At 71.6% G+C, this 11,347-nt stretch carries 12 protein-coding genes; 8 read left to right on the top strand and 4 right to left on the bottom strand.

The window, feature by feature from the left end:
* Position 1: 1 nt before the first annotated feature.
* Positions 2-1,639, bottom strand: coding sequence for an ABC-F family ATP-binding cassette domain-containing protein (locus ACGGAQ_RS18870; RefSeq protein WP_393050865.1), 1,638 nt, complete (start codon positions 1,637-1,639; stop codon positions 2-4).
* 62 nt (positions 1,640-1,701) lie between these two features.
* Here ACGGAQ_RS18870 and ACGGAQ_RS18875 point away from each other — a divergent pair, with 62 nt between their 5' ends.
* The 5 genes from ACGGAQ_RS18875 (at position 1,702) to ACGGAQ_RS18895 (ending at position 5,085) form a co-directional block, all read left to right on the top strand.
* Positions 1,702-2,472: an ROK family protein gene (locus tag ACGGAQ_RS18875; protein WP_354854454.1), complete on the top strand. Its 771-nt coding sequence runs from the start codon at positions 1,702-1,704 to the stop codon at positions 2,470-2,472.
* A gap of 89 nt (positions 2,473-2,561) precedes the next feature.
* Positions 2,562-2,927, top strand: coding sequence for a tetratricopeptide repeat protein (locus tag ACGGAQ_RS18880; protein ID WP_393050868.1), 366 nt, complete (start codon positions 2,562-2,564; stop codon positions 2,925-2,927).
* 118 nt (positions 2,928-3,045) lie between these two features.
* A complete protein-coding gene (locus ACGGAQ_RS18885) occupies positions 3,046-3,300 on the top strand; it encodes a Smr/MutS family protein (RefSeq protein ID WP_088987488.1) in 255 nt (84 codons plus the stop codon).
* A gap of 142 nt (positions 3,301-3,442) precedes the next feature.
* Positions 3,443-4,009, top strand: coding sequence for an RNA polymerase sigma factor (locus ACGGAQ_RS18890; protein WP_393050871.1), 567 nt, complete (start codon positions 3,443-3,445; stop codon positions 4,007-4,009).
* On the top strand, positions 4,006-5,085 hold the full coding sequence (locus tag ACGGAQ_RS18895) for a hypothetical protein (RefSeq protein WP_393050873.1): 1,080 nt from the start codon (positions 4,006-4,008) through the stop codon (positions 5,083-5,085). The genes ACGGAQ_RS18890 and ACGGAQ_RS18895 overlap by 4 nt, the downstream gene beginning before the upstream one ends.
* Before the next feature lie 165 nt (positions 5,086-5,250).
* Here ACGGAQ_RS18895 and ACGGAQ_RS18900 read toward each other — a convergent pair whose 3' ends face one another.
* A complete protein-coding gene (locus ACGGAQ_RS18900; RefSeq protein ID WP_393050876.1) occupies positions 5,251-5,970 on the bottom strand; it encodes a hypothetical protein in 720 nt (239 codons plus the stop codon).
* A 205-nt stretch (positions 5,971-6,175) separates the two neighbouring features.
* Entirely contained in the window at positions 6,176-6,352 is a 177-nt protein-coding gene (locus ACGGAQ_RS18905) for a hypothetical protein (RefSeq protein WP_393050878.1), read from the bottom strand.
* Positions 6,353-6,645: 293 nt separating this feature from the next.
* On the opposite strand from ACGGAQ_RS18905, the gene ACGGAQ_RS18910 reads away from it, so the two are divergent.
* Both ACGGAQ_RS18910 and ACGGAQ_RS18915 read left to right on the top strand, forming a co-directional pair.
* On the top strand, positions 6,646-7,446 hold the full coding sequence (locus ACGGAQ_RS18910) for a hypothetical protein (RefSeq protein WP_393050880.1): 801 nt from the start codon (positions 6,646-6,648) through the stop codon (positions 7,444-7,446).
* Positions 7,447-7,462: 16 nt separating this feature from the next.
* The gene (locus ACGGAQ_RS18915; RefSeq protein WP_393050882.1) at positions 7,463-8,404 is read left to right on the top strand and encodes a threonine/serine dehydratase; all 942 of its coding nucleotides are present in this window, start codon (positions 7,463-7,465) and stop codon (positions 8,402-8,404) included.
* Positions 8,405-8,408: 4 nt separating this feature from the next.
* On the opposite strand, the gene ACGGAQ_RS18920 is transcribed toward ACGGAQ_RS18915, so the two are convergent.
* Entirely contained in the window at positions 8,409-10,556 is a 2,148-nt protein-coding gene (locus ACGGAQ_RS18920; protein ID WP_393050884.1) for a tetratricopeptide repeat protein, read from the bottom strand.
* A 284-nt stretch (positions 10,557-10,840) separates the two neighbouring features.
* On the opposite strand from ACGGAQ_RS18920, the gene ACGGAQ_RS18925 reads away from it, so the two are divergent.
* Positions 10,841-11,332 (top strand): hypothetical protein, encoded by a 492-nt coding sequence (locus tag ACGGAQ_RS18925; RefSeq protein ID WP_393050886.1) that lies wholly within the window; start codon positions 10,841-10,843, stop codon positions 11,330-11,332.
* Positions 11,333-11,347 lie beyond the last annotated feature (15 nt).

An 11,347-nucleotide genomic window follows, 5' to 3' on the forward strand; every position in this document is an offset into this window, starting at 1 on the left:
ATCAATCCTCGGCGATCCGCCCGGCGTCGACCCGCAGCCGACGGTTCGTCTCGATGGCGGCCAGCATCCGCCGGTCGTGGGTGACCAGCAGCAGCGTGCCGGGGTAGCTGGCCAGCGCCGATTCGAGCTGCTCGATGGCGGGCAGGTCGAGGTGGTTGGTGGGCTCGTCGAGCACCAGCAGGTTGACCCCACGCCCCTGGAGCAGGGCCAGCGCCGCGCGGGTCCGCTCGCCCGGGGAGAGCGTCGCCGCCGGCCGCGGCACGTGCGCCGCCCGCAGCCCGAACTTGGCCAGCAGGGTCCGCGCGTCCGCCGGCGACAGGTGCGGTACGGCCGCGTGGAACGCGTCGATCAGCGGCGCGTCGCCGAGGAACAGTCCTCGGGCCTGGTCCACCTCGCCGACCACCACGCCCGGCCCGAGCGAGGCGGTGCCCTCGTCCAGCGGCAGCCTCCCGAGCAGTGCGGCCAGCAGGGTGGACTTGCCCGAACCGTTCGCCCCGGTCACCGCGACCCGGTCCGCCCAGTCGATCTGGAGGTCGACCGGCCCGAGGGTGAAGCCTCCCCGGCGTACCACCGCATGTCGCAGCGTGGCCACGACGGCGCCGGCGCGGGGCGCGGCGGCGATCTCCATCCGCAGCTCCCACTCCTTGCGGGGCTCCTCGACCACGTCGAGCCGTTCGATCAGCCGCTCGGTCTGCTTGGCCTTGGCGGCCTGCTTCTCGCTCGCCTCGCTGCGGAACTTGCGGCCGATCTTGTCGTTGTCGGTGGCCTTGCGGCGGGCGTTCTTCACGCCCTTCTCCATCCAGCCGCGCTGGGTGCGGGCCCGCGCCTCCAGGCCGGCCTTGGTGTCGGCGTACTCCTCGAAGTCGGCGCGGGCGTGCCGCCGCGCCACCTCGCGCTCTTCCAGGTAGGCCGCGTAACCGCCGCCGTAGTGGTGCACCTGCTGCTGCGGCAGGTCCAGCTCCACCACCCGGGTCACGGTGCGGGTGAGGAACTCCCGGTCGTGGCTGACCAGCACCGTGCCGGCCCGCAGCCCGGTGACGAACTCCTCCAGCCGCTCCAGCCCGGCCAGGTCCAGGTCGTTCGTCGGCTCGTCGAGCAGGAACACGTCGTACCGGCTGAGCAGCAGCGACGCCAGCCCGGCGCGGGCGGCCTGACCGCCGGAGAGCCCGGTCGTCGGGTGGTCCAGGTCGACCGCGAGCCCCAGGTCGGCGCTCACCTGCTCGGCGCGTTCGTCCAGGTCCGCGCCGCCGAGGGCGAGCCAGCGCTCCAGCGCGTCGGCGTACGCGTCGTCGGCGCCCGCCGTCCCGGCGGTCAGCGCCTCGGTGGCCGCGTCCAGCGCCGCCTGAGCGGCGGTCACCCCGGTCCGGCGGGCCAGGAAGTCGCGTACGGTCTCGCCCGGTCGCCGTTCCGGCTCCTGCGGCAGGTGCCCGACGCTCGCGGTGGGCGGGCTGAGTCGCACGCTGCCGGCCTCGACCGGCAACAATCCGGCGAGGGTACGCAGCAGCGTCGACTTGCCGGCCCCGTTCGGCCCGACCAGGCCGACCACGTCGCCCGGGGCGACGACCAGGTCCAGCCCGGAGAAGAGTGGGCGGTCCCCGTGCCCGGCGGCCAGGTCCTTGACGATCATCGTGGCGCTCATCAGGACGGCAGCCTATCCGGCTGCTCGCATAAGAGCCGACGGCAGCGGGCAGACTCAACGGCGTGGTGACCACTCTGGCGATCGACTGCGGTGGCGGGGGCATCAAGGCGTCGGTCCTCGACGAGGCCGGCACGATGCGCGCCCGCCCGCTGCGGGTGCCGACGCCGTACCCGCTGCCTCCCGCCCTGTTCGTCCGGACCCTGCTGGAGCTGGGCGGGCGGCTGCCCACGGCGGACCGGCTGACGGTCGGCGTACCCGGGATGATCCGGCACGGCGTGGTGGTGGCCACCCCGCACTACGTCACCCGTAGCGGACCCCGCTCCCGGATCGACCCGGACCTGCTGGCCGAGTGGTCCGGCTGGGACGCGCGGGGCGCGCTGGCCGACGCGTTCGGGGTGCCCGCGCTGGTGCTCAACGACGCCGAGGTGCACGGGGCGGGTGTGGTCGCGGGCACCGGCTGCGAACTGGTGTTGACGCTGGGGACGGGGCTCGGCAGCGCCCTCTTCGACGGCGGCGTGCTCGCACCGCACCTGGAGCTGTCGCACGCGCCGGTGCGCTGGGGTACGACCTACGACACGTACGTGGGTGAGCCGGAGCGTCGGCGGCTCGGCGACGCCTTCTGGTCCCGGCGGATCCGGCAGGTGGTGGACGGGCTGCGCCCGGTGTTCCGGTGGGACCGGCTCTACCTGGGCGGGGGCAACTCCCGGCTGATCCGGCCGGAGCAGCTGGCCCGGATGGGCGACGATGTGGTGGTGGTGCCGAACACGGCCGGGATCGTCGGCGGCGTCCGCGCCTGGGAGCTGGCCGCCGGTCGCCGGGACGCTCGCGCCTGACCCTATTTCCACCCGGGGAACAGTCGCCAAACGTCGAGTGTTGTGCCAGCGTCGGAACAGGTGACGGCGCGACCCGAGGAGGTGGGCAGATGGATCTTCTGGCGGACTACCGGCGGGCGACCATGTTCTTCGAAACCGGTGACCCGAGCGGAGCGGCCCGACTGCTGGAGCCGATCGTCGACGCCGAACCCGGCAACGCTGCCGTCCGGCAGCTGCTGGCCCGGGCGTACTTCCAGTCGGCCCAGCTCAACCGGGCCGAGGAGCAGCTGCGGGAGCTGGTCGACCGGGACCCGAGCGACCACTACGCGCACCACGTGCTGGGCCGGACACTGGAGCGGCTGAACCGGCACACCGACGCGCTGCGGCACCTGCGGATCGCCGCGGCGATGTACGCGGCCAACGACGACTACCGGATCGCGCTGGAGCGGGTCGAGGCCCGCGTGGGCACCCGCTGAACGCGGAACCGGTGACGAACAAGGGGCGGTCCTACGGGCCGCCCCTTCGTCGTCCGGCGGGCGGCCCGACGGGCCCTAGGATGGCGGACATGGGACCTGACCGGCGGGGGGCTGCGGCATGAAGCTCAAGCTGGACCTGCACGACATCTTCAACAAGGGCCAGGACATCGACCGCGCGCTGCGCGGGATCATGGACGAGGCAGTGGCGAAGAAGGCCACCCTCGTGGAGATCATCCCGGGCAAGGGGTCGGGGCAGCTCAAGAAGCGGGTGCTGCGTTTCCTCGACCAGAAGGACGTCAAGCAGCTCTACCACCGGGTGGAGAAGGACTCGAAGAACTTCGGCCGCCTCTTCGTCCACTTCCGCTGGAAGTAAGACCCCCAGCTTCTCTGTTCAGGGCGCCCGGTCGCATCCGTCCTCGTGCGGGACGTCGGCCTGGTCGAGGCCGGCCCGGCGAACTCCGTGGTTTCCGGATCGGGCTTGTCACGATGGGCGCTCGACTGGACATGGAGTAGACGTGAGTTCCCGGACTGAACACGAGGACCGCTTCCGACGCGTCTACGCGGTCAACTTCGAGCCGCTGCTGGCGTACGCGATGCGGCGCGTCGAGCAGCCTGAAGACGCAGCCGACGTGGTCGCCGAGACCTTCCTCGTCGCTTGGCGGCGCAGCCGTGACATGCCGCCGGAGGCCGAGGCCCGGCTGTGGCTGTACGGGGTGGCCCGACGGGTGCTGGCGAACCACCACCGCGGCGGAGCGCGCCGGGAGCGGCTGGGCGAACGGTTGCGGCAACGGCTCCGGGGCGCCTTGGGTGTGGACCCGGGCAGCGAGGTGCCCGAGCGGCTCGCGGTCCGCGCCGCGCTGGCCCGGCTGGGTGAGTTGGACAGGGAGGTGTTGATGCTGACCTTCTGGGAGGGGCTGGAGCCGCGCGAGGTCGCCGCGGTCCTGCGCGTGAGCCCGGCTGTGGTCCGTACCCGGCTGTCGCGTGCCCGGGCCCGGCTGCGGAATCTCGTCGGTGACGATCTCGGCCGGCCCGGACATGTACTCGATGTCATGGCCGTACGCACCCCTGAGGAGGGCAGATGACCGACGAGCAGCTCGACCAGATGGTCCGTGACGCCGACCCTTACCGACCGGATGTCGTCAGGCACCTCGACGGGGTCGCGCCGAACCTCCTGGAGGAGATCATGTCCGTGCCGACCCTTGATCGCGTCGCCGAACCACCGGAAAGGCGCCGTCGGGCGCGCCGCGGCGTGGTGCGCAGCCTCGTCGGCGCGGGCGTCGCGGCAGCCGCTCTCGTCGGTGTCCTGGCCGTCTCGATCACTGGTCCCGATCAGCCCGGCGGCCGCGGGGCATCGCCGACCACCTCCGAGGGGACGAGAGCCGTCTCCTACTCGGCGGTGGCGCTGAAGGCGGCCGAGCAGAACCCGCGGCTACTGATTGACCAGCCCGGCTGGAAGGCGACCACCGTCCACGGGTTCGCCGAGAAGCAGGGCGAGATCGCGTTCAGCAACGGCGGACGGCAGTTGCAGATGAACTGGTACCCGGCTGACCGGTACGACGACTACCACAAGGACCGGCTATGGGTCAGCAAGCCGGAGGCGGTGAAGGTCGACGGCCGGCAGGGCGACCTGTTCCGGTACAGCGCGAGCGACTACGCCGTCATGCTCGTGCCCCGCGACGGTTCCTTCGTCGAACTGCGTTCCGGGGGCGCGACGCGTAGCGAATTCGATCGGATTCTCGCCGACGTGGTCCACGTCGACGTCCCTACGTGGCTGGCCGCACTGCCGGCAGAGATCGTCACCCCGCAGCGGGTGGACGAGCGGGCGGCCAAGGTGCTCGCGGATGTGCCGCTTCCTCCGGGTTTCGACACCGCCACGCTGAACGACCTCAGTATCAACGACCCCTATCAGTTCGGCGTCAGGGTGACCAGGCGGGTTGGCTGCGGGTGGATTGCCGAATGGCTGCGCGCGAAGGAGGCCGGCGACGAAGCCGCCCTCAAGCGAGCCGCCGACGCGTTGCGGAGCAGCCACAACTGGAAGGTGTTACACCAGATGAACGACAAGGGCGACTGGCCGGAGGCATTCTGGGAGACCGCCGATACGGTGGCCGCCGGAAACACGCCGCGCGGCGGGTACGGGCAGACCCTGGGCTGCGAGTAGCCGTCCCGGACCGGCCGAGCAACTCTCGGGCTGGGCGCTCAGGATCAGCGGATCCTCAGCGCCCAGCGCCCGCTCTGCGTCACATCGCCCTTGACGGCAGCAGCGGCGGGAATGAAACGGCTCGCGTGAAGCCGCTGGACGTAGCGCACCGGTTGGTGCCGGTCCTCAGCCGCCGGGTCGATCGGACGGCAGCGGTGGTGCCACGGTGACGAGCCGCGCCGTCGGTTCCAGGTGGGTGCAGAGTTTCCGGGGGAAGGCAGGCGCGGCCTTGCGGACCACGTCGCACCCACCCGACGTGGTCTGGGCGACGGTCGACCATGCGGCCGGCTCGTTCCGCAGGAAGTAGCGCCGTACTGCGGTGTTCACCTCGCACCCGGGGCGCGGCTCGACGCCGCACGCGGTCGGATCGTCGGGCACCGTCATGATCAGCCAGTTGCCGTCGCAGGCTTCGACGTGGCCCTGCGAGTGGCGGGACACGTCCATCCCCCGTACGGCCGCACGCGTCCAGGTCGGGTCGCAGCGATCCTTGGGTGGGTTGCAGCCCAGGTTCTCGTCACACCGGGTGTAGGCGCCGTTCTTCAGCGCCCACGTCTTCTGGTTGAGCGACAGCGGGCGGTCGCCGATGGGCTCCGCCGACGTGAGGGTCACCTCGGCGGGCTCGAAGGTCGGGCAGGCGCCAACGATGGCGGACCCGGCCGAATCCTGCACGATGTCGGCGAAGATGACGCCGTTCTCCTCGGTCTGGTTGTCGACCCGCACGTTGCGGGAGCAACCATCGCCACCAGCGAGTGCCTTGACCTGCACGGTCACCGCCCGGACACCTGGACCGGGCGTCACGCCGCTCACCTCGGCCTGGTAGGTGCCCCACCCGGCGGACGCGCTCACTGCGGCGTCTCCGGGCCGTGTCTGCGGCGCCGCGCAGGCAGCCACTCCCGCCATCACAGCAGTCAGCAGGCAGAGAACCGTCGCAAGCCGGCGCATGGGTGGCATTCTGCCCGGCGGTGCCAAACTTCGCGGTCCCGGTCAGGTGATCGACTCCAGATCGACGACCTGGGGGTATCTCGGCGGCGGGATGCCCCCACTTCGCCGATCAGGCGTCGGTGCGGGTGCCGTGGCCGACCGGGCGTCGGGACCAGCACTGTGGGCGCTGCCGTACGGCCAGCTCCAGAGCGAGGTGGTCGGACTCGATCATTTCCCGGGCTATTCGACGCGCCATCTCCAGGCGGTCGACGTACGCGTCAAGATCGGTCGGGCCGGCGCCAGCCATAATCGAACTCCTCGTCCGCATTCGAACTACTCGCATCATCCACCCGGCCGGGAGTCGTCACCATTCCCCGATCGGTGGAATCGACCCGCCGTACGGCTCGGTGTGACGTACCCCTGGTGGGGCCGATGGTAACGGGGCATCCGCCACCCCGCCGCGGAACTGCGGAAGTGTTCACGACATGTGCTGCGGTCAATGGTGCGGTGCGGGTTTGCCGCCGGTGGCTACATTGCACCGTGCGCGGGTCGGGGGGCGCGACTTGTCCGGTGAGGGATCTTCGATACGGGAGGACCGCCGTGCGGCAACCGAGCAGAACCGATCCGTTGTTCGTGGCCGTCGAGTCCGCGGCGATCACCCGGGCAGACGTCGCCGGGCTCGTGGCGGGGCGGATCGCCGCCGTCCGGGTGCCGGGGCTGCTGCCCGCCGTCCGCTGCCACGCGATCACCGCCGCACTCGCCGGGGCGGAGATGGACCGTTACGACGAGAGCCGGGTGTTTCCCGTCGTCGCCAAGTTCGGTCCGGCCATCAACGATCACCGGGACGGCGGCGACCTGCGCGACGACTACTGGGAGGCGGCTCGTGCCGCCGAGAAGGGCTGGTCCACGCTGGGTCTGCCGGACGCGCCGCGCGAGCTGTGCGTGGCCGCGTTCCGGTCGGCCTGGCCGGATGTGGCGCCCGGGCGGCGGGAGCGGCGGGAGATGCACGTCGGCGTCGTCCGCGAGATCAACGCCGGCCTGCAGGTGCACTTCGACGACGCGGTCCGGGAGTACGCCGGCCGGCTGCTCGACGCGGAGGTGGTGGCCCAGTTGGCGTTCAACATCTACGTCCGGGTGCCGCCCGTCGGCGGTGAGACCGTGCTGTGGCGTCGCCGGTGGCAGCCGAGCGACGAGGACCTGCGGATTCCCGGCGGGTACGGCTATCACGAGTCGGTGACCGACGGCGCGCAGTCGTTGACGTTGCGGCCGGAACTGGGAGAGGGATTTCTGTTTGACCCGCGTCACTATCACACGGTGCGTCCGGCGACGGATGGCCGGCGAATCTCCATAGGATGTTTCGTCGGGCTCACCGACGACGGTCGACTGGCTCTCTGGTCGTAGTGAAGGGCGTTTCCCCATGGTGGACAAGAGCGACGTCGAGGCGGCTGCGGCGCTGGTCGAGGGTCGGGTCCGGCAGACGCCGGTCATCTCCGTCGACGGCGCCGACCTGGGCGTGCCCGGTCTGCTGAGTCTCAAGCTGGAGCTGCACCAGCACACCGGCTCGTTCAAGCCGCGCGGCGCGTTCAACCGGATGCTCCAGGGTTCGCTGCCGTCGGCCGGGGTGATCGCCGCCTCGGGGGGCAATCACGGCCTCGCGGTCGCGTACGCGGCCCGGTCGCTGGGCGTGCCGGCGGAGGTCTTCGTGCCGGTCACCGCCTCGCCGGTCAAGGTGCAGCGGCTGGCCGGCCTGGGTGCGCAGGTGCGGCAGGTGGGCCAGCACTACGCCGAGGCGTTGGCGGCCAGCACCGAGCGGGCCGGCGAGACCGGGGCGCTGGTGGTGCACGCGTACGACCAGCCGGAGGTGGTGGCCGGTCAGGGCACCGTGGGTCGGGAGTTGGAACACCAGCTCGACGGAATCGACACCGTGCTGGTGGCGGTCGGCGGCGGCGGGCTGGTGTCCGGCATCGCGACCTGGTTCGACGGGTCGGTACGCGTCGTCGCCGTCGAACCGGAGCAGATCCCCACCCTGCACGCCGCCCTCAAGGCGGGCCGGCCGGTCGACATCGAGGTGGGCGGCATCGCCACGGACTCGCTGGGCGCCCGCCGGATCGGCGACATCGCGTTCGACACCGCCCGTCGTACCGGCGTGGTCTCCGTGCTGGTGCGCGACGAGGACCTGGTGCGGGCGCGTCGGCTGCTCTGGTCGGAGCTGCGGGTCGCCGCCGAGCTGGGCGGCGCCGCCGCGTTGGCCGCGCTGGTCGGCGGGGCGTACGTGCCGCAGGCGGGGGAGCGCGTGGCGCTGATCGTCTGCGGTGGCAACACCGACCCGAGCGACCTGGGCCCGGCGGCGCCGCACTGACGGGTCAGTCGCCGTCGCGCAGGCGGCGCAGGGCGTGCTCCACCTGGAGGGTGTCCAGGTGGGTGTCCCCGAGCAGCCGCCGTCGGTCGGCCAGCAGGCGCTCGTACACCCCGATCGCCGCGTCGACCTGCCCGTCGAGCAGCAGCACCACGGCGAGCGTGGCCCGGATGGCGAGCACCTCGCTGCGGTCGGCGTGCCGGGGCTCCACGGTGGCCAGGGTGGCCCGCAGCTCCGCCTCCGCCTCGGCGAGGCGGCCCTGCTCCTGCATGCACCGGGCCAGTGTGTGCCGGGCCTGCCACGTCTCGGGCTGGTTGAGCGGCCACAGCCGGTAGCGGACCTCCAGGATGGCGTGCAGCATCTCCTCCGCCTCGGGGGCCCGGTGCTGGGCGAGGACGGCCAGCGCGAGGCTGTGCCGCACGATCATCGTGTCCCAGTGCTCGGGCCCGCGGACCTGGCCCTCGGCGGCGACGATCTGCCGCAGCTCGGACTCGGCCTCCGGCCACTGGCGCTGCGCCATGATCGCCTTGGTGAGCTTGTGCCGGCTGGCGAGGGTGTCGGGGTCGTCGCTGCCCAGTACGCGGGTGCGGTCGGCGATCACGTCGCGCAGCACCCGGTCGGCCATCTCCGGTTGGTTGCGCTCCAGCCAGGTGCGGCCCAGCTCGTGGCGCAGCGCCAGCACCTGGGGCCGGTCCAGGTCGTGGTCGTACGCGGCGCAGCCCCGCACGATCGGGTCGAGGATGTCGAAGGCCGAGCCCGGCAGACCGATCGCGATGAGGTAGCGGGCGGTGAGGCGGGTCAGCTCCAGCGCCCGGCGTACGGTCTCGGGGTCGTGCTTCTGCCGTTGCGGCACGAGGTATTCGCGTACCGCCTCGACGAGGTGCGGCACCAGCACGTCCCAGTTGGCCCAGACCGCCGAGTCGTCCGGGCTCTGCCCCTCGGTGGCGGCGAGCAGCAGCTTCATGACCACGCCGTGGTATTCGGCGATCTGCTCGCGGACCTCGTCGCGGTCGCGGAACATCGCGTGCACCAGCGGGTGCAGCGACAGCACGTGCGCGAAGGCCGGGTCGGTCACGTCCTCCTGGACGTCGAAGTCGACCAGGGCGAGGTCGCCGATGCCCTCCAGCACCCTCACCCGCTGCCGGGCGGTCAGCCCTTCGAACAGGGGCGAACCGGCCAGGATGGCCGGCTTGAGCACCACCTCGTAGGGCACCGGGGAGATGCTCAGGCAGGCCAGCACGTTGAGCAGCGGTCGGCTCTGCTGGAGCTGGCGGCGGGCCAGCAGGTCCAGTGAGATGTCGTCGACCTCGCGGACGATCTCCAGACCGAGCGACTCGTCGAGGTCGACGTCGGCGGCATCGCGCGGGGAGCGGAACCGGCGTTGCACAGCGGTGCGGTAGTTGGCGAAGGTGGTGATGGTGGACGAGCCGCGCCAGACCTTGCTGGCGTTGACCGAGCGCAGGTAGTTGCCTGCCGCCCGCAGCGCCAGCGGCAACCCGCCCAGCTCGCGGGCCAGTTCGCGGGCGTCGTCGAGGCCGCCGGCCTGCGCGCCGGCCCGGTCGATGAGCACCTGCGCCCCGGCGTCGGCGTCGAGCGGGCGCACCTGGTGCAGAATCGACCAGGTGCCCCAGGTCGCCCGGTTGCCGTCCCGGGTGGTCACCAGGACCATCCCGTCCTCGGCCTCCGGCCTGCGCAGCCAGCCGGTGCCGTCGGCGAGCACCCCGTCGGTGGGGCCGAGCGTGCCGGGCTCGTCCACGCTGTCGAAGATCAGCAGCCAGGGCTGCTGGGCCTGGTTGAGGTAGCGCCAGACCAGGTCGGTCGCGCTGATCATGCCGGCCCACGCCTGGTCGACCTGGCTCTCCGAGGCGCCGAGCTGACTGACCACCTCGCGCATTCCGGAGTTGAGCCGACCGGCCTGCACCCACCAGACGGTCCGGCCGTCCGCTCGGGCCCGGCGGGCGATCTCCAGGGCCACGTGGCTCTTGCCGGAGCCGCCCATGCCGCACAGGATGTGCACCGACGGCTGTTCGCCGTCGGCTGCCGGATGCATGATCTCGTCGATCAGGTCGTCCCGGCCGTGCAGCGGGCTGTCCAGACGCCCGAGTGGCGGGTCGACGGAGACGCGACTCGGTCGGTCGTAGGCCGGCCGGCGCACGCCCGCATCCTCGGGTGGAGCGTCCGCAGTCAATGCGGTCCCCCTTCGGTGGCGAAATTGCGGCGCGGCGGGTGGCAGAAAAGATCATGTCCACTGAGTGGACATTCGGAGGGATGGTCACCCGCCCTACGTCAACCGCAAGGGTATCCACCGCTGTACTGGCTTGCACACTCTCCGTTTAGGTCGGCCGGCTGACCGGAATCGGCACCGCGAATTCCATTTCGCCGTCCATTCGGGCCGATCCGCCGTGCTCGTTCCTCGCGCGGCGGCTCCACGATGGACGCATGAACTGGTTGCCGTACGACGATGTGGCCGACTGGGGTTCGGTGCCGGACTGGTTCGGCGCGGTCGGCTCCATCGCGAGTGTGCTCTTCGTCTATCTCGGGCTGCGCCGGGAGATTCGCGCCCGGCGCACCGACGAGCTGCGCGTCCGCGCCACCCAGGCCCGGCTGGTCTCGGCGGTCGCCGAGATCCGGGGCAAGTCGGTGCTGCGGGTGACCGTGGCCAACGAGAGTGACGCGCCGGTCCTGGACGTGACAGCGCTGCCGCGACTGGTCCCGTCCGACGATCCCGAGGGCACGCCCGTGGACCTGGCTGGTGCGAAACAGGTCCGCCGGATCCACGGCCGGGAAAGTTCGGATCTGTTCGTCACCGTCACGGCGGAGCATCGGCTACAAGCGGCGACTGACACCGTTCTGGTGGAGCTCACCTTCACCGATCATGACGGAAACCGCTGGCGGCGTATCGGCTCCGGTCAACCGGAGCCGGTGAGCTGACCGAAACGCAATTCC

The sequence above is a fragment of the Micromonospora sp. NPDC047557 genome, assembly GCF_043205095.1.
GTDB lineage: Bacteria > Actinomycetota > Actinomycetes > Mycobacteriales > Micromonosporaceae > Micromonospora.